Source organism: Terrabacter tumescens (assembly GCF_014646815.1).
Taxonomy (GTDB): domain Bacteria; phylum Actinomycetota; class Actinomycetes; order Actinomycetales; family Dermatophilaceae; genus Terrabacter; species Terrabacter tumescens.
In genome coordinates this window covers 474509-498316 of the sequence record NZ_BMNZ01000001.1, presented here as the reverse complement: position 1 = coordinate 498316, position 23808 = coordinate 474509, and the positions used below count along the sequence as shown (strand labels likewise).

Sequence of the window (23808 nt, the reverse complement as noted above, 5' to 3'; positions counted from 1 at the left end):
CACCTCCCATGGTGCGAAATCGACGGTGCCCGAATCGTATGTCGGAAACGGCCGACACGGACTTCTTTCCCTCAGGATAAGTCGCGCCGCTCACGTTGGGAACCCGAGGGTCGATCAGGCATGAGTGACGCTGGACGCACCGATCCGGCACCGAAGCGCGCACTGGCCCGGTCGATGGCCCGGTCGGCCTCGCGCCACCCGTGCTCGGGCTCGTCGAGGGTGGCCTGGATGGGCGCGACGGACGACGGCACGAGGCCCTCGAGCCGGACGCCGACGAGCCGGATCCGCGCCCGCTGGAGGCCGAGGCGGTCGTAGAGCTCGCGCGCCGTGGCGAAGATGTCGCGCGAGACGTCGGTGTGGTGGCGCAGCGTCTTGGCCCGGGTGATCGTCGTGAAGTCGGAGAAGCGGACCTTGATCGAGACCGTGCGTCCCGTCATCCCCGCCGACCTCGCCCGTGCAGCGGTGCGGTCGGCGAGGCGCAGCAGCTCGCGGTGGATGCGGACCGGGTCGTCGATGTCATGGGCGAAGGTCTCGTCGGCGCCGATCGACTTCTCGCGCCGCTCGGGCACGACGGAGCGCGGGTCACGCCCCCACGCGAGGTCGTGCAGGCTGCGGCCGGCCACGTCGCCGAGGGCCCGCTGGAGGGTCTCGAGGGGCGTGTGGGCGAGGTCGGCGACCGTGCGCAGGCCGAGGCGGTGCAGGTGCTCCTCGGTCTTGTCACCGACGCCCCAGATCGCACCGACCGGCAGCTGGTGCAGGAACGAGACGACCTCCTCGCGGGGCACGACGATGAGCCCGTCGGGCTTGGCGAGGGTGGAGGCGAGCTTGGCGACGAACTTCGTCGAGGCCACCCCGACCGAGCAGGTGATGCCCTGCTCGTCGGCGATGGTGTCGCGCAGCTGCTCGGCGATCTGCGTGGGACGTCCGAGTCGGCGTACGGCCCCCGACACGTCGAGGAAGGCCTCGTCGAGCGAGAGGGGCTCGACGCTGTCGGTGATCGTGGCGAAGGTCGCCATGACGGCCTCGGAGATCGCGGCGTAGCGGCGGTGGTCCGGCTCGATGATGACCGCCTGGGGGCACAGGCGCTGGGCCCGGGCCATCGGCATGGCCGAGGTGACGCCGAAGGCGCGTGCCTCGTAGGTCGCCGAGAGCACGACGGAGCGGCCGCTCGCCCCGCCGATGATGACCGGGCGTCCCCGCAGCTCGGGGCGCGAGATGAGCGAGGCGGACGCGTAGAAGGCGTCCATGTCGACGTGCAGGACCGTGCAGCCGGTGTCGTCCGGCGGCTCGGCGTTGCCGCGGGTCGGCGCGGTGAACTGGCGGCGGCTCATCGTCGGCCCGCCGGACGGGTCGACGTGCTCACCCGGGCGCGGTCAGTCGCGTCGGGCGACGACGTGGAGGGCACTGCCGAGGGTGCGGAGGAACTCGCGCCCGGGACCGGAGACGAGCAGCTCGTCGAGCTCGGCCAGGGCGACACGGTCCGCCTCGGAGTCGATGAGCGAGGCCGGCACGAGGTGACCGAGGATGTTGGTGCCCCGGACCCGGACGTCGGTGAAACCGGCGTCGGCGAGCAGGGACTCGAGCTGCTCGACGTCGAAGCGGCGCGGCAGCGGGTCGGTGCTCCCCCAGCGGCCCGACGGGTCGACGAGGGCGGCCCTGGCCTGGCCGAACTCTCCCGCGATGGCCTTGGCGAAGACGACGGACAGCCGGCCCGAGACGAGCAGCGACAGGACGCCGCCCTCGCCGAGGGCCTCCGCGATCGCGTGGAGCGTGGCTGCGGGGTCGTCGACGAACTCGAGCGTGCCGTGGCAGCAGGCGAGGTCGACGTGACGACCGGCCAGGACGGAGCCCAGGGAGTCTCCGTCGCCCTGGACGGCGGTGACACGGCCCTCGATGCCGGCCTCGCGGGCCCGTCGGGCGAGCGAGGCGAGCGCGTCGGGGCTGGGGTCGACGACGGTGACGTGGTGGCCGGCCTCGGCGAGCGGGACGGCGACTCCACCGGTGCCACCGCCGAGGTCGAGCACCTCGAGCGGACGGCCGAGGTGAGTGCTGCACTCGTCGGCGATGCGGCCCACGGCCGAGACGACGGCCGACGGCCGGACCCCTCCACGTCGCTGGGGGCGCTGCTCGTCGGGCACGGGATCCTCCGTCTGGGAACGTGGTACGCGTGGTGCTGCGTGGGCTTCGTGTGCGTCCTCACCCTAGTGCCCCGAGCTTCCCGGGCTCGCGTGCCACAGCTTGCGTGGCGGACCGCCCACGGTGTCGGAGGGCACGAGCCCGCTCGTGCCCCGCGGACCCCTGACGTCCTCGCCCGCCGGCTTGATGTCGGCGTACGGGGACTGCTTGAAACCGGACGCGTGGACGAGCACCCGTCGACCGTCGGGCCCCTCGCCGACCCCGGCCGGTGACCCGTCGGCTCCGGCGAGCGCGGTCGCCCGCTCCCAGGCAGCGCGGTCGGCGGCGTCGAGCGCGTCACGCACGGCGGTGATCCCGCCGGAGGTCCACGCGTCCTGCAGCGCCGAGAGCTCCCACGCACCGGTCGCCCGGATCGACACGCCGCGCGGGCCGGTGCGCCGCACGACCCCGCGGCAGAGCAGCAGCCACGAGTGGAAGACGGTCGCGGCATACGGGCCCTGGACGTCCTCGAAGAAGGTGAGGTCGGACGGGCCGGTGGCGTCGTCGAGGGTGAGGAAGACGACCCGGCGCCCGGTGCGGATCGGTGGGGTCTGGGTGGCGACCTTGACCCCGGCCACGAGGACCTCGCGCCCGCTGCGACCGGAGAGCAGGTCACGCGCCCGGGTGACGCCGAGCGCGTCGAGCAGCGGACGGTAGAAGTCGACGACGTGCCCGCTGGCGTCGAGCCCGAGCACCTCGAGCTCGGCCCGGACCTGCTCGGGACCGGTCATCTCGGGCAGCCCGCTCGTCGCGGAGAGGCGCGGGGTGTCGCCGAGGTCGAGCGTCAGCTGCGTCGCGAGGTGCTCGGGCGCGCCGGCTGAGGCCTGGGACTGCGCGGCGGCGAGGGCCCTGATGTCGCCGGTGGCCGAGACCGACGTGACCCGTCCCCGCGTCGAGCCCGACCGGCTCGCGGCCGAGACCCGGGAGGTGGACCGGCGCGACGAGCGCTGGGAGGACGACCACCGGTCGAGCTCGGCGACGTGGAGCAGCAGGTCGCGCCGGGTGACCCGGCCGCGACGGCCGAGACCGCCCCGGGACCGGCCCACGACGCCGGTCCCGCTCTCGTCGAGACGGGACGGGCCACCGAGGTCGATGTCGTGCAGCGAGTCGAACCCGCCTGCGAGCACGAGCTTCTCGGCGACGGGACGCGACACGTGGGCACGCTGCCAGAAGTCGGCGAGGCTCGAGTAGGGCTGCCCTGCGACGATCTGGGCGACCTCGGCCTCGCTGATGCCGTGGACGTCGGCGAGCGAGAGGCGGATGGCCTCGCCGCCGTCGTCGGTGCGCTCGAAGCGGTAGGCGCCGGTCGAGACGTTGACGTCGAGGCCAAGGATCGCGATGCCGAAGGTGCGGGCGTCGTCGAGGATGAGCCGCTTGGGGTACATCCCGGGGTCGTGGGTGAGCACCCCGGAGAGGAAGGCGGCCGGGTGGTGCGTCTTGAGCCACGCCGACTGGTAGGTCGGCAGCGCGAACGCCGCCGCGTGGGCCTTGCAGAAGCCGAACGAGGCGAAGGCCTTGAGCACCTCCCAGATCTTGTCGGCGACGTCGGGGGCGTAGCCGCGGTCGCGGGCCGCGGGACGCCACCACGCCTCGATGCGCTTCTGGCCGTCCGGGGTGCCGAGCGCCCGGCGCACCTCGTCGGCCTGGGCCAGGGTCACGCCGGTCGTCTCGGCGACGATCATCAGCACCTGCTCGTGGAAGACGACGACACCCTCGGTCTCCTCGAGCGCCGGCACGAGCGTCGGGTGGAGGTAGGAGGGGTCCTTCCACCCCTGCCGGGCGTTGAGGAACGGGATGATCATGTCGCTCTTGACCGGCCCCGGCCGGAAGAGCGAGATGTCGATGATGAGGTCCTCGAAGGTGCGCGGGCCGAACTTGCCGATGAGCTCGCGCTGGCCCGGGCTCTCGATCTGGAAGCAGCCGAGGGTCTTGGTGGACCGGACGAGCTCGAAGGTCGGCTCGTCGTCGAAGGGCACCTGGGACTCGTCGTCGAGGTCGACGTGGTCGCCGTCGACCCGCTCGACCTCGGCCACGGCGTGGGCCATCGCCGACTGCATGCGGATGCCGAGGACGTCGAGCTTGAGCAGCCCCATCTCCTCGACGTCGTCCTTGTCGAACTGGCTCATCGGGAAGCCGAGCCAGCTCGCCTCGACCGGGGTGCGGTCGAGCAGGACGGAGTCGGAGAGCACGACCCCGCACGGGTGCAGCGCGATGTGCCGCGGCAGCCCGTCGAGCCGCTCGACGATGTCGAACATCAGCTGCAGCCGCGGCACGTCGAGGCCGCTGGCCCGCAGCTCGGGCAGCTCGGCGAGGGCATGGCGCACGTTGCGGGCCGCGATGTGCGGGAAGGCCTTGGCCATGGCGTCGATCTCGGGCGGCGGCAGCCCCAGCGCGGCGCCGGCGTCGCGGATCGCGTGGCGCACCCGGTAGGTGTCCATCATCGAGACGCAGGTGACGCGGTCGCCGCCGAAGTGGTCGAGGATGCGCTCGTAGATCTCGGTGCGCCGGGCCGACTCGACGTCGATGTCGATGTCGGGCAGCTCGGCCCGCAGCGGCGAGCAGAAGCGCTCCATGAGCAGGCCGTGCCGCATCGGGTCGACGCCGGAGATGCCGAGGAGGTAGTTGACGAGCGAGCCCGCGCCGGACCCGCGGGCCGCGACCCGGACCCCCATCTCGCGGATGAGGTCGCAGACCTGGGCGACGGTGAGGAAGTAGGTCGCGTAGCCGAGGGTCTCGATGACCCCGAGCTCGTCCTCGAGCCGGTCGCTGACGGTGACGAGCTCGCTCTCGGTGCGGCCCGGGTAGCGGGCCGGGATGGACTCGCGGCAGCGGCGTGCGAGGACGCGGTGCGGGTTGGTGCCGGGCCGGATGCCGAGCACCCCCGGCTCGGGCAGGTGCACCGAGCCGATGCCGAGGTCGGCCCGCGGGTCCTGGACGCACTCGGCGGCGAGCGCCGTGGTGCGGGCGAGCAGCTCGCGCGCCTGCTCGCGGGCGAGCGCCCCGCCGCCGACGAGACCGGGCCCGGAGACCTGGACGATGTCGAGGGCGAGCGCGTGCATGAGGGGCGTCGGCGACAGGTGCCCGGCCGTCGTGACGCGGTCGAGGTGGCGCGCGTCGAGGGCGACGAGCCGGCGGGCGGCGTCGAGGACGTCGACGATGGCGGCGTCCTGCGGGTCGGTGTGGCGCACCGCTGCCGTGATGACGCTCGGCACGCCGACCTCGCGGGCGAGCGCGAGCATGCGGGCCGCCTGGCCGAGGCTGCCGGGCTGGTGCTCGGGCCCGCCGTGGCACACGACCTCGACGACGACGGCGCCGCGCGGGAGCAGGGCCACCCAGCGCTCGAGGGCCGCCCGCGCCCGGTCGCGCCTCTTGGCGAGCACCGCGCGACCGACGTCGGAGTCGGGACCGAGGAGCACGACGAGACGGGAGGGCCTGCCGTCCGCCACCGATGGCGTATGCCGTCCGCCGGACTCTGAGCGTCGACCGTCCGCCGCGGTGGGCGACGTGGTGGGCGACGTGATGGGAGAGGAGGTGGACAGGGTGGCGGACGAGGACGTGGGAGACGTCGCGAGCGCGCCGGCGTGCTCGGCGACGAGGCTCGCGGTCGTGACGGGGTTGCCGCGTTCGCCGCGCAGGTGGGTCGCGGTGACGAGGCGGCAGAGCGCCGCCCATCCCTCGCCCGGAGCGAGACCGGTGCTGCTGCCGCGGGCCAGCACCGTGACGCGAGGCAGTCGTGGGTCGACGAGCGCGCCACCGCGGACCGGGGTGCGGACAGGCCGGTGGCGCTCGGGCTGCTCGGGCCCGACGGCGAGGTCGACCCCGAAGATCGGGGCGACGTCGTGCTCCATGCAGGAACGGACGAACTTGACCGCCCCGTAGAGGCCGTCGCGGTCGGTCAGGGCGAGAGCGGGCTGCCCGAACGCGGCCGCGCGCTCGACGAGCTGGTGGGGTTTGGCCGTGCCGTAGCGCATGGAGTAGCCGGAGGCGACGTGCAGGTGCACGAAGCTCTCAGCCGTGCTGCCCGTGCCGCCGGCAGCGCCGGCCGCACGGCTCGGCGCGCTGGTGAGGCGACTCGCGAAGGAGCCGGCCGTGCTGGCCGTCGTGCTGGCCGTCGTGCTGGTCGTCGTTGTGGTGGGGGTCGTCATGCTGGGCGTTGTCATGCTCGTCGTCACCCTCCGGTCGCCCGGCCCCTCGAGACTGGCGTGATCGACTGCGGCAGCGGGACCGTCAGGGGGATCCCGAGCAGGTCCTGGACGATCTCGAGGAACATCTCGGCCTGGCGCAGCAGGTCGTCGGACTCGCGCGCGCTGAGGTGGCCGCCGCGGTCGATGACCGACTGGTGGGCCGAGCAGGCGGCGAAGAAGGCGGCCCACTCCCCCAGCTCGGGCGCGACGCCGGGCAGCACCTGCCAGACGCTGCGGGGTCGCGCTCGGGGGGTCGGGGTGGTGCGGGCCGCGACGATGGCGGCCGCGGCGCGCAGGGCACCGAGGTGGGCGTCGCGGTAGCGCTCGGACGCCTCGGTGGTACGGCAGGCGGACTCGAGCGTCGTGCGGGCCCGCTCGAGCAGGTCGAGCACGGCGACCGAGATGGGTGGGCGGCGCAGGTGGGCGGTGGTCACGGTGGTCTCCTCTTCTTCCGGACGTGTTGACGGGTGGTCTCAGTCGGCGACCCGGACGAGCGACCAGTGGTCGCCGCGCGGGAGCTCGTCGTGGGCGAGGTCGTAGACCCCGGGGGCGAACGACCAGCCCGGGCTCGCCTCGACCCGCCAGACGTGCTGCTCGCTCGCGGCGGCGACGAGCGTCTCGCCGGGACGCACCTGCGCCTCGTCGGTGTCGAGCGCGTCGCGCCACCACGCCCGTCGCTCGCGCCAGTGCGCGAGGACGCCGCGCACGACGTAGAGGCGACCGCGCCAGATGAAGGCCTCGGGCGGCACCCCGGAAGCCTCGCCTCCTGGAGGCTGCCGGGAAACCCCGGACTGCTCCTGCACCCGCACTCTCACCTGCACGGAGTCATTGAACCTGCGCACCACGACACGTCTCCCTCGGACCCGTCGAGGCCGGACATCACGACCCGAACCACCCGCGCCCCACACGAGCGGTCCGACAACCAACCGACGACTGAACTGACATCTTCATTCGAACACCTGTTCGATACGACAACCCTAACCCCCGCCGCCGACACCGTGTCAAGAACGGCGTGCCACCTCCCGGAACCCCGGCGAGACGACCCTGGGAGCCGCTCCGCGCGACCCGGCATACGGCGCAGGGCCCACGCGCACGGCCCACGCACATGGCACGAAACGGGCGGATCTGAGTACGTGTGCTCAGGTCCGCCCGTCGCTCACACCGGCAGGGTGGAGCCGCGGGTTCGGTCCGCGAACGGAGGGGTGCAGGGGTCCCGTCCGCTCACGGATCGGGCCCGTTCCGCTGTCCGCCCACTGTCCGCCCACTGTCCGCCCATTGTCCGCCGCACCCGCAGCGCGCCCCGTTGCGCGACCTCCGGGAATGCGGGAGCGTCAGGGACGTTGGACCTGTGCTCGGCCGTCCGGCCCGGCAGCAGACGCACCGGCGCACCCGCCGGCGCACGACCGAAGGAGTGTCGTGGGCGCCGAGCTCATCCCCATGGCCTTCACCACCGGGTGGGGCAGCGGAATCAACGCGTATGCGGTCGTGCTCGTCCTCGGGCTCGCCGACAAGATCTTCAACCTCAGCCAGATCCCCAACGCCCTGGCGCGCACCGACGTGCTCATCGGCGCCGGCATCCTCTTCGCGGTCGAGATGCTCGCCGACAAGATCCCCTACGTCGACTCCGTCTGGGACTCGGTGCACACGGTCGTCAGGCCGGCGGTCGGGGCCACCATCGGCTACCTCATCGGCCACGACACGGCCAGCCTCGACGCGGCGATCGGCGCCGCGACCGGTGGCGTCACCGCGCTCATCTCGCACGGCATCAAGGCCGGCCTGCGCGCGGCCGTCAACACCTCCCCCGAGCCGGCGAGCAACGTCCTCGTCAGCACCACCGAGGACGTCACGGTCACGGGTGTCACGGCCCTGGCCATCGCCCACCCGTGGTGGGCTGCAGCCATCGCGCTGGTCCTGCTCCTGCTCGGGGCGTTCCTCGTCTACAAGGTGGCAGGCCGCATCCGCCGCTACAAGCGCCGCTACGACGCGTGGGGCGAACGCGTGGGCATCGCCGTGCCGTCCGGACGCCGAGGGCAGGACGCGCCGACCGGGCCGCCTCCACCGCCGCTCACGCCTCCGTCGCCACCCCGGGCCGACGAACGGCTCGAGCAACCCTTCGACCAGGAGACCTGACGCCCCCGGCCTGACCGGGCTCACAGGTCGGCCCGGGTCTCACAGGACCTCCCCACCCCGGCGAGGGGGTCGCCACAGGGCCGCCACCGACGGTGGACACAGCTGGCACGAGGCCAGCCCATCGAAGGAGTGGAACGCATGAAGCACAAGACCATCGCGCTGGCCGGGGCCGGCATCGTGGCCGCGTCGGCGCTCGCGCTCGGCGGGGCAGCCCTCGCCAGCGCGGACGAGACGGGCAGCACCGGCACCGCGACGAGCGGCGCCTACGGACAGGTCGGAGAGCGTGCCGGAGGCCCGGGCATGACCGGCAACGGCAACACCGACCCGAGCAAGCCCATGCGCTCGGACGAGAAGCTGCTCACGGGCGACACCGCAGCCAAGGTGACGGCGGCCGCCAAGGCCAAGGAGCCGACGGCGACGATCGAGCGCGTCGAGACCGACTCGGACGGCGTCTACGAGGCCCACATGGTGCGGGCCGACGGCACCCACGTCACCGTTCAGGTGGACGCGTCCTTCGCCGTCACGGCGGTCCAGGAGGGCGGCCCCGGCGGGTCGGGCGGGCCCGGCGGCCGGGGTGGCGACCACGACGGCGACAGCCCCCGGGGCCCGCAGGGCCAGCCGGGCCAGCAGTCCCAGCAGGGTGAGGTGCCCGCCTCCCCGGACGGCACGGCGACGACCACGCCCTCGAGCATTTGAGCAGCTCAGGCACGCACCACCCGACCGAACGGCCGGCCGGCCGGCCCTTCCCTGGGGGCCGGTCCTCCTCGGCCGTCGCCCCGATCTCGGGTCAGAGGTTGCCGAAGACCTCGAGCGTCGCCGACGAGCGGTTCATCGTGATGAAGTGGATGCCGGGTGCGCCCTCGTCGAGCAGGCGGCGCGAGGACTCCGTCGCGATGGCCATGCCCTCGGCGCGCACGCCGGCGGCGTCGTCGCCGTGGCGCTCGAGGCGCTCGGTGACCGACGTCGGCATCGGCTGGCCGGCGAGCTGGGCCATGCGCACCACCTGACGGGCGTTGGTGATCGGCATGATCGCCGGGACGACCGGGAGCCGGGAGCCGCGTCGCGCCAGCTCGTCGCGCAGCCGGAGGTAGTTGTCGACGTCGAAGACCATCTGGGTGATGGCGAACTCCGCGCCCGCGCGCTCCTTGCGCACGAGGGTCTCGGCGTCCTCGTTGATGTCGCCCGACTCGGGGTGGCCGTCGGGGAAGGCCGCGACGCCCACGGTGAAGTCGCCGAGGCTGCGCACGAGGGAGACGAGCTCGTCGGCGTGGTCGAGGCCCTCGGGGTGGGCGACCCACGGCCGGCCGAGGCCGCCCTGGGGGTCACCGCGCAGGGCGAGGATGTTGCGGACCCCGGCGGCGGCATACGACCCGACGATGCCGCGCAGCTCGGCGACCGAGTGGCTGACGCACGTCAGGTGCGCCATCGGCGTCAGCGACGTCTCCTCGAGCACCCGCTGGGTCAGGCGCACCGTGCGGTCGCGCGTGCCTCCCCCGGCGCCGTAGGTGATCGACACGAAGCTCGGGGACACCTTCTCGAGACGGCGGATGGCGTCCCAGAGCTGCGCCTCGGACGCGTCGTCCTTGGGCGGGAAGAACTCGAAGCTGAAGGTCGGGGTGTCGGCCTCGATCATCGCCGGGATGGACCGCGTGAACCGTTCCGCCCGCGCCATCGAGGATGCCGTGCCGTGTGCCATGCCGCACACCCTAGGCCGAGCGCGTCCACGGTGCGTGGGCTGTTCACGGGGCGGCCGGCGCGCCGCGTAGGCTGACCACGATTCCCGCGACTCGATGGAGGACCCCGTGCAGACCCCCACCGACCTCGACGTGCTGCGCCGTCGGGTGCAGCAGGCGATCGACGGGCAGATCGCCGGGGCCACGCAGTCGCTGGCCGCGATCGGCGAGGAGACCGCCCCGCTCGTGTCGGCCGTGTCCGGCCTGCTGACCGGCGGCAAGGGCCTGCGCGCCGGCTTCCTCTACTGGGGCTACCGCGCCGCGGGCGGCGCCGACTCCGACGCGCTCGTGCGCCTCGCGGCGAGCATGGAGTTCTTCCAGGGCGCCGCGCTGCTCCACGACGACGTCATGGACCGCAGCGACATCCGACGCGGTATGCCGTCCGCGCACCGCGCCGTCGCCTCGCTGCACCAGCAGCGTGGCTGGGCGGGCGACGCCGATCGGTTCGGAGAGGGCACCGCGATCCTCGCCGGTGACCTGTGCCTGACCTGGTGCGACGAGCTGTATGCCACGTGCGGGCTGCCCGGCGAGGAGCTCGCCCGCGGTCGCCAGCTCTTCGACTCCATGCGCACGCAGCTGATGGGCGGTCAGTTCCTCGACCTGCTCGAGTCAGCCCGCGGCTGGCACGGCCTCGGCCTCGAGGCCCGGATCGCCTCGGCCCGCAAGGTGATCCGCTTCAAGAGCGCGAAGTACACCATCGAGCACCCGCTGCTCATCGGCGCCCTCGTCGGGGGCGCCCCGGACGGGTCGCTCGCACCGCTGTCCGACTACGGCCTGGCCCTCGGCGAGGCGTTCCAGCTGCGCGACGACCTGTTGGGCGTCTTCGGCGACCCCGAGGCCACCGGCAAGCCCGCGGGCGACGACCTGCGCGAGGGCAAGCGCACCGTCCTCGTCGCCCACGCGCTCGACGCCGCGTCCGACGCGCAGCGCGAGGTCGTCGAGAGCCTCCTGGGCCGTGACGACCTCGAGCTCGGCGGCGTCGAGTCGATCCGTCAGGTGCTCGTCGACACCGGCGCCGTCGAGCGCGTCGAGAGCCTCATCACGGTGCTGGCCGACGAGTCCGTCCGGGCCGTCGACCGGGCGCGCGCGACCGGCTCCTACGACGCGTCGGCGCTCGACGTGCTCGAGGCGCTCGTGGCGGTCTCGACGGCCCGCCGGTCCTGAGGACCGCGCCACACGGCATACGCCCGGAGTGCCGGCGTCACCTCAGAGGGCGAGCTCCTGCGCGCGGCGGCGGACCTCGGTCTTGAAGCCGGCGAGCATCGCGTCGATGGGCGCGCCCTCGGCGGGAAGCGTCGCGTCAGGGGTGTGGAGCCACTCGATGATCTCCTCGTCGTCCATGCCCCCGTCGGCGAGGACGGTGAAGGTGCCACGCAGCTCGGGCCGGGGGCCGGCCTCGTCGAAGAACTTCGCGGGGATCGCGGTGACCCGGCGCTCGCCGATGCGGGCGGCCAGGACCTCGCGGTCGGCGATGAACTGGCGCACGCGCGACAGGGGCGCGCCGATCCGCTCGGCGGCGTCGGGCACGGTCAGCCACTCCCCGACGAGGGACTCGAGGTCGCGGCTGGTGGACTCGTCGGACTGAGGTGCAGGGGTCTCGCTCACGGGGCAAGAGTCTGCCACCGTCGGCGTGCTCCTCGCGCACCCGGAGGGGTGAGGCCGACCGAGGTGGGTCAGGAGCACGAATTACACTGGTGTATTTAAACTTTAGTGCTCAATTGTGCGCTATCGTCACAGGCGCCACACCGTTCACAAAAGCCCCACCAGCACGACACAGCACCTCGAACGACCCGCACCACCGCACCACCTTCCGCAGGTCTCTGCAGGACCCGGACCATCGCCGAACCCGACCGCCCCTTCCGAACGCCCCTCCACGAACTCAGCTCGGGCCCCAGGAAAGGACTCCACACCCCATGCCCTTCGCCGACGTCGCCGCGCTCGCGCTGCCTGCCCATGCCGCTGTCGCCCCCGTGGCCACGACACCGTGGAAGACCGTGACGGTCCGTCCCGGTGACACCCTGTGGCACCTCGCGATCGCGCACCGCACGACCGTCCACGCCATCGTCGAGAAGAACCGGCTCACCCGTGGCGGCGCCCTGATCATGCCCGGGCAGAAGCTGCTCGTCCCCGGCCGTACCTCCGGCCCGACGAAGGCGCCCAAGCCCGGCCCGGTCACGCCGACGAGGCCGACGACCTCGGCCCCGAAGCCCTCGGCCGGCGACAGGACCTATGTCGTGCGCTCCGGCGACACGATGAGCGGCATCGCGCAGCGCTACGGCGTCTCCCTGACGAAGCTGCTGGCCGCCAACAAGATGAGCAGCACGACCATCATCTTCGTCGGCCAGAAGATCACCGTCCCGGGCACCGGGTCCGCGGCCTCGCCGAGCACCCCGTCGCCCGCGCCGACTCCCCCGCCCGGCTACCAGTACCCGAGCAAGACCGCCCAGGCCGTCGCCGAGAGCAAGGCGAAGCTCGCCGCCATGACCGTGCCCACCCGCGCGCAGACACAGGCGATGATCAGCGCGACGGCGACCCGGCACGGCGTGGACCCCAAGCTGGCGCTCGCCATCGGGTGGCTCGAGTCCGGCTGGTACCAGCGAGCCGTGTCCTACACCAACGCCGTGGGCGTCATGCAGCTGATGCCGGTCTCGCAGACGTGGGCCTCCCAGCTCGCCGGCCGCTCGCTCGACCGCTTCGACACGCAGGACAACATCACCGGAGGCGTCCTCATCATCCGCGCCCTCCAGGCGAGCGCCGACTCGCGCGAGCAGGCCATCGCCGGCTACTACCAGGGCCTCTACTCGGTCCGCACCAAGGGCATGTACGAGGACACCAAGCGCTACGTCGCGAGCGTGCTGGCCGTCTACAACCGCCTCTGAGGGGCATCCTGTGCAGGGCCGCCGCGGCTGGCCTGCACAGGATGCACGGCATCAGCCCGTAAACTTCGCGTCGTGACGTCCAGCGTGGCGGACGCCCTCGTCGGTCGGGTGATCGACGGCCGGTACCGCATCCTCTCCCACCTCGCAGACGGAGGCATGGCCTCCGTCTACGTTGCGCTGGACGGACGCCTCGACCGGGAGGTGGCCCTCAAGATCATGCGCCCCGGGCTCGCCACCGACGACGTCTTCGTCGAGCGGTTCCGGGCCGAGGCGCGCTCGGCGGCGCGCCTCAGCCACCCCAACGTCGTGGCCGTCTACGACCAGGGCGAGGACGACGGCGAGGTCTTCCTCGCGATGGAGCTCGTCGAGGGCAAGACCCTGCGGGACGTCATCCACGAGGAGGCCCCGCTCACCGCTCGCGAGTCGCTCGCGATCCTCGAGCCGATCCTGCTCGCCCTGTGTGCGGCCCACGCCGCCGGGATGATCCATCGCGACGTCAAGCCCGAGAACGTCATCGTCCGGCGCGACGGCGAGGTCAAGGTCGCCGACTTCGGGCTGGCCCGAGCGATCACCAACCAGGCCGCGACGAGCCAGACCGGCGTCCTGCTCGGCACCGTCTCCTACCTCTCGCCCGAGCAGGTCGAGCGGGGCGTCGCCGACACCCGCAGCGACGTGTATGCCGCGGGCCTGCTGCTCTTCGAGATGCTCACCGGGCGCAAGGCCGTCACCGGGGGCACCCCGATCCAGATCGCGTACAACCACGTGCACGGCTCGATCGTCGCGCCGTCGACGCTCGTGCCCGGCGTCCCCGAGGTGCTCGACGACCTCGTCGCCCGCGCGACCGCCGTGGAGCCCGACGACCGCTTCGAGTCCGCCACGACGTTCGTGACCGCGCTGCGCGAGGTCCGGCGCGGCCTGACGGCCGGCGAGCTCGACCGGCGCGCCGCCGCCGTCGGCACCGACCCCGCCGGCACCGCGGTGCTGGCCCCCGTCTCCTCGACGACGCAGCTCTCCCCCGCCGACCGGCCTCGCCGCTCCGAAGCAGCCGGGGCCCCCGAGCGCCACCGGACCCGTCCCAACGACATGGGCGCCGCGGCCCTCGCAGGTCGGCCCGTCCACGAGGACGGACCGGCCCTCGAGCACACCGCGGCCATGCCGATCGAGCGACGTCGTCGCCGCAGTGCGCGCCGACGGTGGCCGCTCTGGCTCGCCGGTCTCCTTCTCGTGGGCGGGGTCTCGTTCGGCGGCTGGTGGTTCACGGCCGGCCCGGGCGGCTCGACCCTCGTGCCCGCCGTCGTGGGGCAGCCGGTGTCGCAGGCCGAGGGCGAGCTGCAGCAGGCCGCCCTCTCCACGGAGCTCGTCGAGGAGTTCTCCGAGACCAGGGCGCAGGGCGTGGTGCTGCGCGTCGAGCCCGGCGCGGGCAGCGAGCTCGGCAAGGACTCCACCGTGCGCCTCGTCGTCAGCAAGGGCAAGGAGCGGTATGCGGTCCCGACCCTTACGGGGTCCAAGGTCGGCGAGACCGGCGCCGCCCTGTCGCCGCTGAACCTGCGCCTGGGCGAGAGGTCGCAGGCCTGGAGCGAGACGGTCCCCGAGGGGGTCGTGATCTCCCAGGACCCGGCCGCGGGCGAGTCGGTCAAGCGCAACACCGCCGTCTCGGTCGTCGTCTCCAAGGGGCGCCGCCCGATCGAGGTCCCCACCGTCACGGGCGCCACCCTCGACGCCGCCTCGGCCACCCTGACGAAGGCCGGGCTCACGGTGCAGCGCGGCGAGGACGTCAACAGCGACACCGTGCCCGCCGGGCAGGTCGTCTCGCAGTCACCCGACAAGGGCACGCTCCACCAGGGCGACGCGGTCAAGCTCGTCGTGTCCAAGGGCCCCGTGAGGGTGCAGGTGCCCAACGTCGTCGACCAGCCGGACGCGGCCGCCGACAAGGCGCTGACCGACCTCGGCCTCAAGGTCGACAAGCAGTACCCCTTTGGCGACCTCTTCGAGAAGAAGGTCCGCGCCCAGGACCCGGCCGCGGGCACGCCGGTGCCGAAGGGCACGACGATCCACCTGACGATCGTCTGAGGCGCCCGCCGTGCAGCACGCCGCGCAGACGCGCCTTGCCACGATCCTGCTCGTCGCCCTGACGGCCGTGTGGGGCTCCACCTTCTACCTCATCCGCGACCTCGTGCGGGCTATTCCTCCCATCGACTTCCTCGCGGTCCGCTTCACCATCTCGGCCGTCATCATGCTCGTCCTCTTCTGGCGACCCGTCCGTGCGCTCAGCCGTCGCCAGGTCCTCGTCGGCACGGGTCTCGGAGCCCTCTACGGGCTGGCCCAGATCTTCCAGACACAGGGACTCGCGACGACCCCGGCCTCCGTCTCGGCCTTCATCACCGGCACCTACGTCGTGCTGACGCCGGTCTTCACCGCGGTGCTGCTGCGCGAGCGGGTGCCCGGATCCACTTGGGCCGCAGTGGGACTCGCGACAGGCGGTCTCGCCCTGCTGTCGCTCAACGGCCTGTCGGTCGGCGTCGGCGAGGCGATCACCCTGATGGCGGCGGCCTTCTACGCGTTGCACATCGTCGGGCTGGGCCGGCACAGCGCCTCCGAGATCGCGACCGGCCTGTCCGTCGTCCAGATGGTCGTCATCGCCGTGATCTGCGTGGTCGGCGCGCTCCCCGGCGGCATCGTGCTGCCGAGCACTCCCGGGCAGTGGGGCACGGTGCTCTACATGGTGGTGTTCGCGAGCATCCTCGCGCTGTGGGCCCAGACATGGGCCCAGGCGCACATGTCGGGGACCCGGGCGGCGATCGTCATGACGCTCGAGCCGGTCTTCGCCGCGTTCTTCGCCGTGACGCTCGGCGACGAGGCAGCGACCCTGCGGATGGTCGTGGGCGGGGCGCTCGTGCTCACGGCCATGTATGCCGTGGAGCTCCTGGCGCGCCGGCGCCCCGGCGAGCTGCCGGCCGAGGCTCTCCACCACGAGGTCTGACGCGAGCCGGCCCCGACCGCCGAAACGCCACGACAGCTCCGCCCCGGCGGACGAACCGCGGCCAGAGTGGCCCGGAACGCCTCGACAACTCCGCCCCGGCGGGATTGTCGAGGCGGGCTGTCGGGGGTGTGGCGGGGAGGTGCGGGCCGGTCAGGCCTGGCCGAGCATCTCCGCGACGAGGAACGCGAGCTCGAGCGACTGCTGGTGGTTCAGGCGCGGGTCGCACACCGACTCGTAGCGCTTCTCGAGGTCGGAGTCGATGATCTTCTCCGCACCGCCGAGGCACTCGGTGACGTCGTTGCCGGTGAGCTCCACGTGGATGCCGCCGGGGATCGTGCCGAGCGACTGGTGCACCTCGAAGAAGCCGCGGACCTCCTCGACGATGTCCTCGAAGTCGCGCGTCTTGTAGCCGGACGGGCTCTCGAACGTGTTGCCGTGCATGGGGTCGCAGATCCACGTCACGGTGGCACCGGACGCCGTCACCTTGTCGACGAGCGCCGGCAGGGCGTCGCGGATCGTACCGGCGCCCATGCGCGTGATGAACGTCAGGCGGCCCGGGGTGCGGTTGGGGTCGACCTTGTCGATGAGGCGCAGGACCTCGTCGATGTCGGCCTTCGGGCCCAGCTTGACCCCGATGGGGTTGCTGATGCGCGAGACGAAGTCGACGTGCGCGCCGTCGAGCTGGCGGGTGCGCTCGCCGACCCACACGAAGTGGCCCGACGTGTCGTAGAGGCGACCGGACCGCGAGTCGATGCGTGTCAGCGGACGCTCGTAGTCGAGCAGCAGGGCCTCGTGCGCGGCGTAGAACTCGACGGTGCGCATGGCGTCGAAGTCGGCGCCGCACGCGGCCATGAACTTCATGGCCTTGTCGATGTCCTTGGCGATCTTCTCGTAGCGCTGGTTGGCCGAGTTGGCGACGAAGCCGCGGTTCCAGTCGTGCACGTGCCGCAGGTCGGCGAATCCGCCTGTGGTGAAAGCGCGCACGAGGTTCAGCGTGGCCGAGCTCGCGTGGTAGGCGCGGACGAGCCGCTGCGGGTCGGGGATCCGGGCGGTCTCGTGGAAGGCGAAGTCGTTGACCATGTCACCGCGGAAGGCGGGCAGCGTGACGCCCTCGCGGGTCTCGACGGTGGAGCTGCGCGGCTTGGCGTACTGCCCCGCCATGCGCCCGATCTTGATGATGGGCACGGAGGCGCCGTAGGTCAGCACCGCCGCCATCTGCAGGATCGTCTTGATGCGGTCGCGGATGTTGTCGGCGGTCGCGGACGCGAACGTCTCGGCGCAGTCGCCGCCCTGCAGGACGAAGGCCTCGCCGACGGCGGCCTTGGCCATCCGGTCGGTGAGGATGTCGCACTCACCGGCGAAGACGAGCGGAGGATACGAGGCGAGGGTCTCGATCACCTCGGCCAGCGCGGCCGTGTCGGGCCAGGCAGGCTGCTGCTGGGCCTCGAGCTCGGCGGCGGCAGCCGTGAGGGCGGCCAGGGCCTCGGCCCCGTTCTCGGGGTCGAGTCCGGCATCGGCGGTGACGGTCCTCGTGTTCACCCCGTCAGCGTAGACGCCGCCGAGGGCCGCTCCCGCACGGGTCCGCATCCCGAAACCTCCCGGGGGCGTGTGCCCACCGAGGGCGTATGCCGTGTCGCGCCGGACCCTGCCTCCGCCCGGTCTTCGGTCGGTCGGCTGAGGGCTCGTCGGACCGGGTCGGGTCAGGTCAGGTCGGGTCGGCGAGGTCGAGGCCCCGCTCCATGGCGAAGCGGACGAGCTCGACGCGGTTGTGCATCTGGAGCTTGCCGAAGATGTTCTGCACGTGGTTCTGGACCGTGCGGTGCGACAGGAAGAGCGTCGCCGCGATCTCCTTGTAGCCCATGCCCGTCGCGACGTACTTGAGGATCTCGGTCTCGCGGTCGGTGAGCTCCGGGATGGGTCGCTCGGGGCTGCCCCCGCCGGCGGCCTTGACGCGACGGAACTCCCCGAGCACGAGTCCCGCGAGCCCGGCGGTGAAGACCGGCTCGCCTGCGGCCGTGGCTCGCACGGCGGCGAGGAACTCCTCGCGGCCGGCGGACTTCACGAGGTAGCCGAGGGCCCCTGCCTTGACGGCGTCGAGGACGTCCTGGTGGTCGCCGCTCGCGGAGAGGATGAGGATCCGGGTCGGCACCTGCGCGGCGGCGAGGGCCGCGCAGACCTCGGCGCCGGTGAGGCCCGGGAGGTTGAGGTCGAGCACGAGGACGTCCGGCACCGTGGCGCGGGTGCGGGCCACCGCCGAGCGGCCGTCGTCGGCCGTGGCGAGGACCTCGAAACCGGCGTCGGCGAGGTCGCGGGCCACCGCGTCGCGCCACATCGGGTGGTCGTCGGCGACGACGACCCTGATGTGCTCGGGCGGCGTGCTGCTCCCCTGCTGCGGCATGGCGTCCTCCTGCTCCGTCACGATGCTCCTCGTCCGTCGGTACCGTCGACCGCCCGACGCTCGGCGCGGCGGTCCGGTTGGCGACCATGGTGGCGGCTGGCCGACCCTGCCGTCCGGCGATTCGGGATCCGCATCTCCACGGTCGTCCCGCCGGCGGGGCCCGAGGTGACGGTGGCCGTGCCGCCCAGGTCTGCCAGCCGGCCCAGGATGCTCGAGGAGACACCGAGGCGACCCTGCGCGACGGCCTCCGCCAGCCGGCCGGTCGGCACTCCCCGCCCGGAGTCGCGGATCGTGACTGCCACCTCGTCGCCGGCGTCGTCGAGCAGCACCCAGGCGCGCGCGTCGTCGCCGGCGTGCTGTCGGACGTTGTCGAGGGCCGCCTCGACGGCAGCGACGACCTCGTCGGCCACGCGTCGCGGCAGCAGCACGGCGTCGGCCGGCGAGACGAGCTGCACGTCGTCGTCCTCGACGTGGCGCAGCAGCCCGCGCAGGTCCGCGTCGCCGCTCACGGCGCGGCCCACCTCGGCGAGGTCGGCCTGGCTGACGAGGGTGCGCAGGATGCGCTCCTGCTCCCCCGCCATCGCGCCGAGCCGAGCCGCCTCGCCCCCGAGGTCGCTGGCCCGACGGTTGATGAAGGCGAGCGTCTGCAGCACTCCGTCGTGGACGGTGCGAGCCAGCCGGTCCCGCTCGGCGCGCGCGGCATCGAGTCGCATCGCCTCGGCGAGCGCCGCGTGGCTCGAGCGGGCGAGGTCGACGCAGTAGCCGATGCACCCGCCGAGCAGCAGCCCGAAGATCGAGTTGGTGATCGTGTTGGGCGTCGGCTCGACGACCTCGACGAACGAGCAGGCCGCCACGACCGACGCGGCGGCGAGTCCGCCGCGCCAGCCACGCAGCACCGCGAACCCGACGACGGCGGCCGTCGGCCAGATCGACGGGATCGTCTTGGCCCCCGCCGTGATGACCTCGGGGTCGTCGACGAGGCGCGTCGCGAGGATGGCCGAGCAGCCGATGGCGAGCTCGATCGCGTACGCCCGCACCGTGCGCACCGGACGCAGGGTCACCGCCAGGGTCCAGCCGGCGAGGACGCCGAGGACGGCGACGCCCAGGGCCAGGTGCGCGATCTGCTCGTGGCGCTCCCAGGCCGCCCACACGGCATACGCGAGGGCCAGCCAGCGGAAGACGTCGACGGCGCGCCACAGCCCTCGGACGACGACGTGCTCGTCGTCCAGCACCGCCTTCGTCGACGCGGCCACGGAGGAGCCGTCGGCGTACGGCAAGGCCGGAGGGGAAGGCACGGACGCCGGGGTCACGGCCGAGCCAGGACCTCCCGGCTCGCCCGTGTGGTCCTGACCGGCGCCGGAGCGCATGGCGGCCATCGCGTCAGGACGCCGCCACGACAGGAGCGTCGCCGTCGTCGGAGTCGTCGGGGTCGGCTGCCTCCCCGGTGACCGGGTCACCCGTCGACGCACGGTCCCTGCCCTCGGCGGCATCCAGCGCCTCCTCGAGCTCGGGAGCGGCGCTGCCGGGCTTCGCGGCCTCCTGCAGCTCGCGCGCCTTGGCCCGGGCGGCGGAGACGAGCCGGTCCTTCATCGAGGTGGCGTACATGTCGACGTACTCCTGGCCCGATAGCAGCATCAGCTCGTACATGATCTCGTCGGTGATCGAGCGCAGGACGAAGCGGTCGTCCTCCATGCCCTCGTAGCGGGAGAAGTCGAGCGGCTTGCCGACCCGGACGCCGACGCGCATGATCCGCGGGATGACCTTGCCGGTGGGCTGCGCCTTGTCGGTGCCGATCATGGCGACGGGGATGACCGTGACCTTGCCCTCGAGCGCCATCCGCGCCACACCGGTGCGGCCGCGGTAGAGGCGGCCGTCGGGCGAGCGCGTGCCCTCGGGGTAGATGCCGAGCAGGTCGCCGCGTCGCAGCACCTTGAGGCCGGAGTTGAGCGCGGCGTTGCTGGCCTTGCCGCCGGAACGGTCGACGGGCACCTGGCCGATGGCCTTGAAGAACGCAGCGGTGAGCCGGCCCTTGATGCCGCGGCCGGTGAAGTAGTCGCTCTTGGCGAGGAACGTCATCCGTCGCGGCACGACGAGCGGCAGGAAGATCGAGTCGGAGAAGGACAGGTGGTTGCTCGCGAAGATCGCGGCACCCTCCTCGGGAATGTGCTCCTCGCCCTCCACCCAGGGGCGGAAGACGAGCCTGACGATCGGCCCGATGACGATCGTCTTGAGGAACCAGTAGAACAACCGTGTCCGCCTTCCGTCCGTGACGGCTCGAACTCTACGACACTCGCGCCCGCACAGCGGGGCATGCGAGGATCAGTGGGTTCAGTCGCCTCCCCCGAGGAGTCCCACCGTGACGGTCCCTGCCGACGCTGCAGCCGCCTCAGGCCTGCCTGCGCGACGGACCCGGAGTCCCCGACCGTGAGCGACCCGGACCTCGACGCGGAGTTCGCGCGCATCATCGCCGGGTGGGACGCCGAGGCACCCGACCCGTTGCCCCGCGCCGCTGCCCCCGACCCGACCGACACCGTCGACGACACCGGCCAGGCGGACGCGTCCGAGGCGAGCTCGCCCGTGGCCGCGACGGACCGCCCCTCGACGGAGCCGTCCTCGTCGGAGCAGTCCCAGTCCGAACGTCCTCAGCCCGAGCGGTCCCAGGCTCCCCACGGCACCGACCCGGCTGCGCCTCCGCAGCGGCCGGCCGCCGGTGCGACGGGCCCCGGCCCGTCCGGTCCATCCGGCCTGCTGGAGCTGCCGATCGCGCCCACCACCGCGCACGTGTGGCGCGGTGGCACGCCGCCCCGCGACGACGCCGACGGCGTGGTGGACAACGAGGACCACTTCGTGCCGCCGTCCGAGATCGACCTCCCGTCGGCCGAGACGGACCCGATGTTCTGGGCCATCGTCGGTGGCCTCGTCGGTGGACCCCTCCTGCTGCTCTACGTGCTCTTCTTCGACCGCGACGGCAGCGGCTGGTGGGTGGTGACGGCCCTGACCATGGTCGTCGTCGGTTTCGTGCTGCTCGTCCTGCGCGGCGGCAACGAGCGCGACCCGTTCGACGACGGCACCCGCGTCTAGGACGACCTCCTCATCGCGGCGTCAGGTCGAGGTCGACCCAGACGGGACGGTGGTCCGAACCCGCCACGAGGTCGTGCTCGTCGACACCGTCACCACGACCGTCAGGACCGTCACGGCCGTCGTCCGGCGGGACGACGCGTAGGTCCCGTCCGGCGAAGATCGCGTCGAGCGCGACGGCCGGCCGTCGGGCCGGGAACGTCGGCGTGCCCGCGGACGCCAGCGGGAGACGCGCCGCGATGAGGTCGTATGCCGTGCCGCCGGGTCCCTCGTTGAGGTCCCCTGCCACGACGGCCCGGTCGCCGAGTCCCTCGAGGACGAGCGCGGCGTGGCGCAGCCGCTCGGGCGCCTTCAGCCCGAGGTGGACGCTGACGACGGTCAGCTCGGGAGTGCCGGAACCGTCACCTCCGAGCGAGACGGAAGCCGCGGCATACCCCCGCGTCCGGTCGGGGAAGCGGACGGGCAGGCGGCCGCGCCACCCGTCGTGGACGACCACGCGTGGCGCGGTGAGGACCGCCGTCCCGCCGGTGCCGAGCCGTCCGCCCCTCCAGAGGAGACGGCACTCGCGGGCGAACCGCGGCAGACGGAGCTCGGTCGTGAGCCGGCGCGGCACCTCCTGCAGGCACAGCACGTCGGGGTCGACGGCGCGGACGACCCGAGCGGCGGCGGCGCTGTCGTCGAGCAGGTCGTGGACGTTGTAGCTCATGACCCGCAGCACGTGCTGCGGCCGCGCCGCGCGCACCGCTCAGCGGCCGGCGCGGGCCAGCTCGGCGGCTCCGATGAGCCCGGCGTCGCTGCCGAGGACCGCACGCACGATGCGGGCCTCGGGACGGTAGCCACGCCCGGGCAGCTGGCGGCGGAAGGCTTCGCGCGCCGGGCCGATGAGCATCTCGTCCGCGGCGCTGACTCCTCCGCCGATGACGAAGAGCCCCGGGTCGAAAGCGGAGGCGAGGTTGGCGAGGCCGATGCCCAGCCACTCGCCGATGTCGGCGAGCAGCTCGCGCGCCGTCGGGTCGCCCTCACGGGCGGCCTCGGTGATGAACGGCCCCGTCAGGGCGGCAGCGTCGCCGCCGAGGCGGGCCAGCAGGTCGGCCACGACGGGCGATCCGGCCTCGATCATCGCCCGGGCCTCGCGCACGAGGGCGTTGCCGCTGGCGTACTGCTCCCAGCAGCCGCGGTTGCCGCACTCGCAGCGGATGCCGCCGGGCATGATCTGCATGTGGCCGAACTCGCCGGCGATGCCGTGCCGGCCGCGCTCGACGTGCCCGTCGATGATGAGCGCACCACCGATGCCCGTGCCCAGCGTGATGACGACGACGTGCGACTCGCCGCGAGCCGCACCGAAGCACGCCTCGGCCCAGGCGGCGGCGTTGGCGTCGTTGTCGACCGTGATCGGCAGGTGGATGCGCTGCGACAGGGCCGCGCGCAGCGGCTCGTTGCGCCACGACAGGTGGGGCGCGAAGACGACGGTGGCGCGGTCCTCGGCGACGAAGCCGGCCGCCCCGATGCCCACGGCGACGACGTCGTCGGGGTCGACCTGGCGCAGCAGCTCCTCGACCGACTCGACGATGGTGTTCTCGACGACGCTGGGTGAGGTGGAGCGGTGCGGGGTGTCACGACGGGTGCGGTGGGTGATGGCCCCCGTCTCGTCGACGACGCCGCCGGCGACCTTCGTGCCTCCGATGTCGATGCCGATGGCGAGTCGCCTGCTCATGCGCTGTCTCCCGGTCGGGTCCTGTCGCTGTCGGTGCTGGTCTCAGGGCGGGTGTCGGTGCGGGTCTCGTTCGGGGCGCCGGGCTCCGGGCGTCGCTCGCGCTGGGAGGTCGCGAGGTCGCGCAGCGCGGTGGCCGCGAAGCCGACGAAGTCGGCGACCCGGTCGATGGTGTCGGGGTTGACCTGCTGCACGAAGGCGATGAGCTGGCAGACCGGGCAGACGCGGCACGCCGCGGGCGTCGTCCCGCCGCAGGTGCACTCGGACCTCGCACCGTCTGATCCGTTCGCGCCGGTCGAGTCGTGCGGGGCGTCCGTGTCGGCCGAACCGTTCGGGGTGGTCGGGCCGTCGGTGTCGGTCGACCCGGCGTGCTCGTCGGCGTCGCCGCCCGAGGAGGTCGCGTGCCCGTGGTGCCCGGCCGACGGCATACGCGATGAGCCTCCTCCCCAGCCGCGCTGGGAGAGCAGGTCGACGAGCAGCGCCGCCTCCTCGGCGACAGAGCCCGGCCGAGGGTCGGGTGCGTCGTACGGCGTCACGGTC

21 protein-coding genes are annotated in these 23808 nt (G+C 73.0%); 7 read left to right on the top strand and 14 right to left on the bottom strand.

Annotated elements, in window-relative coordinates; genetic code table 11:
- Positions 1 to 71 precede the first annotated feature (71 nt).
- The 5 genes from dinB to IEY30_RS02300 all read right to left on the bottom strand — a co-directional run bounded on the left by dinB (position 72) and on the right by IEY30_RS02300 (position 7201).
- Positions 72 to 1331 carry a DNA polymerase IV gene (gene dinB, locus IEY30_RS02320; RefSeq protein ID WP_030146274.1) on the bottom strand — a complete coding sequence of 420 codons (1260 nt, stop codon included), beginning with the start codon at positions 1329 to 1331 and terminating at the stop codon, positions 72 to 74.
- Between the two features lie 42 nt (positions 1332 to 1373).
- The gene (locus tag IEY30_RS02315) at positions 1374 to 2138 is read right to left on the bottom strand and encodes a class I SAM-dependent methyltransferase (RefSeq protein WP_030146275.1); all 765 of its coding nucleotides are present in this window, start codon (positions 2136 to 2138) and stop codon (positions 1374 to 1376) included.
- 63 nt (positions 2139 to 2201) lie between these two features.
- On the bottom strand, positions 2202 to 6146 hold the full coding sequence (locus tag IEY30_RS02310; RefSeq protein ID WP_052358265.1) for a DNA polymerase III subunit alpha: 3945 nt from the start codon (positions 6144 to 6146) through the stop codon (positions 2202 to 2204).
- Positions 6147 to 6343: 197 nt separating this feature from the next.
- Positions 6344 to 6793 (bottom strand): SAV_6107 family HEPN domain-containing protein, encoded by a 450-nt coding sequence (locus tag IEY30_RS02305; protein ID WP_030146277.1) that lies wholly within the window; start codon positions 6791 to 6793, stop codon positions 6344 to 6346.
- 39 nt (positions 6794 to 6832) lie between these two features.
- On the bottom strand, positions 6833 to 7201 hold the full coding sequence (locus tag IEY30_RS02300) for a DUF6504 family protein (RefSeq protein ID WP_268240951.1): 369 nt from the start codon (positions 7199 to 7201) through the stop codon (positions 6833 to 6835).
- Positions 7202 to 7775: 574 nt separating this feature from the next.
- Here IEY30_RS02300 and IEY30_RS02295 point away from each other — a divergent pair.
- Together IEY30_RS02295 and IEY30_RS02290 are read left to right on the top strand one after the other, a co-directional pair.
- Positions 7776 to 8489 carry a DUF4126 domain-containing protein gene (locus tag IEY30_RS02295; RefSeq protein ID WP_030146279.1) on the top strand — a complete coding sequence of 238 codons (714 nt, stop codon included), beginning with the start codon at positions 7776 to 7778 and terminating at the stop codon, positions 8487 to 8489.
- Positions 8490 to 8627: 138 nt separating this feature from the next.
- Entirely contained in the window at positions 8628 to 9185 is a 558-nt protein-coding gene (locus IEY30_RS02290) for a hypothetical protein (protein ID WP_052358128.1), read from the top strand.
- A gap of 91 nt (positions 9186 to 9276) precedes the next feature.
- Here the strand turns inward: IEY30_RS02290 and metF are convergent, their stop codons facing one another.
- Entirely contained in the window at positions 9277 to 10185 is a 909-nt protein-coding gene (gene metF, locus IEY30_RS02285) for a methylenetetrahydrofolate reductase [NAD(P)H] (RefSeq protein WP_030146281.1), read from the bottom strand.
- Positions 10186 to 10291: 106 nt separating this feature from the next.
- Between metF and IEY30_RS02280 the strand changes: the two genes are divergently transcribed.
- On the top strand, positions 10292 to 11386 hold the full coding sequence (locus IEY30_RS02280) for a polyprenyl synthetase family protein (RefSeq protein WP_373286650.1): 1095 nt from the start codon (positions 10292 to 10294) through the stop codon (positions 11384 to 11386).
- Between the two features lie 42 nt (positions 11387 to 11428).
- Here IEY30_RS02280 and IEY30_RS02275 read toward each other — a convergent pair whose 3' ends face one another.
- Positions 11429 to 11827, bottom strand: coding sequence for an Rv2175c family DNA-binding protein (locus tag IEY30_RS02275; RefSeq protein WP_030146283.1), 399 nt, complete (start codon positions 11825 to 11827; stop codon positions 11429 to 11431).
- Positions 11828 to 12135: 308 nt separating this feature from the next.
- Between IEY30_RS02275 and IEY30_RS02270 the strand changes: the two genes are divergently transcribed.
- From IEY30_RS02270 to IEY30_RS02260, 3 genes are all read left to right on the top strand, one after another.
- The gene (locus IEY30_RS02270; protein ID WP_052358130.1) at positions 12136 to 13101 is read left to right on the top strand and encodes a lytic transglycosylase; all 966 of its coding nucleotides are present in this window, start codon (positions 12136 to 12138) and stop codon (positions 13099 to 13101) included.
- A gap of 72 nt (positions 13102 to 13173) precedes the next feature.
- Positions 13174 to 15171, top strand: a complete 1998-nt coding sequence (gene pknB, locus IEY30_RS02265; protein ID WP_030146285.1) for a Stk1 family PASTA domain-containing Ser/Thr kinase — start codon at positions 13174 to 13176, stop codon at positions 15169 to 15171.
- 10 nt (positions 15172 to 15181) lie between these two features.
- The gene (locus IEY30_RS02260) at positions 15182 to 16081 is read left to right on the top strand and encodes a DMT family transporter (RefSeq protein ID WP_030146286.1); all 900 of its coding nucleotides are present in this window, start codon (positions 15182 to 15184) and stop codon (positions 16079 to 16081) included.
- Positions 16082 to 16231: 150 nt separating this feature from the next.
- On the opposite strand, the gene IEY30_RS02255 is transcribed toward IEY30_RS02260, so the two are convergent.
- The 4 genes from IEY30_RS02255 to IEY30_RS02240 all read right to left on the bottom strand — a co-directional run bounded on the left by IEY30_RS02255 (position 16232) and on the right by IEY30_RS02240 (position 20726).
- Complete coding sequence (locus IEY30_RS02255; RefSeq protein ID WP_229674797.1) at positions 16232 to 17668, bottom strand: class II 3-deoxy-7-phosphoheptulonate synthase; 1437 nt, start codon at positions 17666 to 17668, stop codon at positions 16232 to 16234.
- A 118-nt stretch (positions 17669 to 17786) separates the two neighbouring features.
- Positions 17787 to 18500 (bottom strand): response regulator, encoded by a 714-nt coding sequence (locus IEY30_RS02250; RefSeq protein ID WP_229674796.1) that lies wholly within the window; start codon positions 18498 to 18500, stop codon positions 17787 to 17789.
- Positions 18497 to 19756 (bottom strand): MacS family sensor histidine kinase, encoded by a 1260-nt coding sequence (gene macS / locus IEY30_RS02245; RefSeq protein WP_229674795.1) that lies wholly within the window; start codon positions 19754 to 19756, stop codon positions 18497 to 18499. The genes IEY30_RS02250 and macS overlap by 4 nt, the downstream gene beginning before the upstream one ends.
- A 103-nt stretch (positions 19757 to 19859) precedes the next feature.
- The gene (locus tag IEY30_RS02240; RefSeq protein ID WP_030146290.1) at positions 19860 to 20726 is read right to left on the bottom strand and encodes a lysophospholipid acyltransferase family protein; all 867 of its coding nucleotides are present in this window, start codon (positions 20724 to 20726) and stop codon (positions 19860 to 19862) included.
- 177 nt (positions 20727 to 20903) lie between these two features.
- On the opposite strand from IEY30_RS02240, the gene IEY30_RS02235 reads away from it, so the two are divergent.
- The gene (locus IEY30_RS02235; RefSeq protein ID WP_030146291.1) at positions 20904 to 21560 is read left to right on the top strand and encodes a hypothetical protein; all 657 of its coding nucleotides are present in this window, start codon (positions 20904 to 20906) and stop codon (positions 21558 to 21560) included.
- 10 nt (positions 21561 to 21570) lie between these two features.
- Here the strand turns inward: IEY30_RS02235 and IEY30_RS02230 are convergent, their stop codons facing one another.
- Genes IEY30_RS02230 through IEY30_RS02220 form a run of 3 tightly spaced genes read right to left on the bottom strand, consistent with a single transcriptional unit; the run spans position 21571 to position 23804 of the window.
- A complete protein-coding gene (locus IEY30_RS02230; RefSeq protein ID WP_043415816.1) occupies positions 21571 to 22263 on the bottom strand; it encodes an endonuclease/exonuclease/phosphatase family protein in 693 nt (230 codons plus the stop codon).
- A gap of 39 nt (positions 22264 to 22302) precedes the next feature.
- Entirely contained in the window at positions 22303 to 23271 is a 969-nt protein-coding gene (locus tag IEY30_RS02225; protein ID WP_030146293.1) for an ROK family glucokinase, read from the bottom strand.
- Positions 23268 to 23804 carry a hypothetical protein gene (locus tag IEY30_RS02220; RefSeq protein WP_030146294.1) on the bottom strand — a complete coding sequence of 179 codons (537 nt, stop codon included), beginning with the start codon at positions 23802 to 23804 and terminating at the stop codon, positions 23268 to 23270. The genes IEY30_RS02225 and IEY30_RS02220 overlap by 4 nt, the downstream gene beginning before the upstream one ends.
- Positions 23805 to 23808: the final 4 nt, after the last annotated feature.

Excerpts from the sequence above, each read along its gene's own strand:
- IEY30_RS02255 (WP_229674797.1), bottom strand. The coding sequence starts at position 17,668 with ATGCGGACCCGTGCGGGAGCGGCCCTCGGCGGCGTCTACGCTGACGGG.
- dinB (WP_030146274.1), bottom strand. The coding sequence starts at position 1,331 with ATGAGCCGCCGCCAGTTCACCGCGCCGACCCGCGGCAACGCCGAGCCG.
- IEY30_RS02230 (WP_043415816.1), bottom strand. The coding sequence starts at position 22,263 with ATGAGCTACAACGTCCACGACCTGCTCGACGACAGCGCCGCCGCCGCT.
- IEY30_RS02270 (WP_052358130.1), top strand. The coding sequence starts at position 12,136 with ATGCCCTTCGCCGACGTCGCCGCGCTCGCGCTGCCTGCCCATGCCGCT.
- IEY30_RS02290 (WP_052358128.1), top strand. The coding sequence starts at position 8,628 with ATGAAGCACAAGACCATCGCGCTGGCCGGGGCCGGCATCGTGGCCGCG.
- IEY30_RS02310 (WP_052358265.1), bottom strand. The coding sequence starts at position 6,146 with ATGCGCTACGGCACGGCCAAACCCCACCAGCTCGTCGAGCGCGCGGCC.
- IEY30_RS02225 (WP_030146293.1), bottom strand. The coding sequence starts at position 23,271 with ATGAGCAGGCGACTCGCCATCGGCATCGACATCGGAGGCACGAAGGTC.
- metF (WP_030146281.1), bottom strand. The coding sequence starts at position 10,185 with ATGGCACACGGCACGGCATCCTCGATGGCGCGGGCGGAACGGTTCACG.